Below are 383 nucleotides of genomic sequence, written 5' to 3'. Positions count from 1 at the left end.
ATATCTCCCACGACGATCACCGGCAGCGATGCCGCCGACGCCAAACCCATGTTGGCCAAGTCCGTCGCGCGCAGATTGATCTCGGCAGGCGAACCGGCCCCTTCACAGATCACCACGTCGAACTCTGCACGCAGAGAAGCCAACTCCTCGGCCACCACCGCCCGCAACGCCCGCCGATGCTCGATGTAGTTGCTCGCATTCACCTGCGCCACCGCACGCCCGCGCACCAACAATTGCGAGGTCCGATCGCTGCCCGGCTTGAGCAACACCGGATTGAAACGCACACTCGGCTCCAGGCCGCAGGCCGCGGCCTGCATCGCCTGGGCTCGGCCGATCTCACCGCCGTCGAGCGTCACCACCGAGTTGTTGGACATGTTCTGCGC

1 pseudogene is annotated in these 383 nt (G+C 65.3%); it reads right to left on the bottom strand.

Features of this window, described 5'->3' with window-relative positions:
* Positions 1 to 383 (bottom strand): annotated as a pseudogene (locus J1M86_RS23415) (cobyric acid synthase CobQ); the annotation flags it as partial.

The organism is Rhodococcus sp. KRD197 (genome assembly GCF_017168235.1).
Lineage (GTDB): Bacteria > Actinomycetota > Actinomycetes > Mycobacteriales > Mycobacteriaceae > Rhodococcoides.
This window is presented reverse-complemented; position numbering and strand designations above follow the sequence as displayed.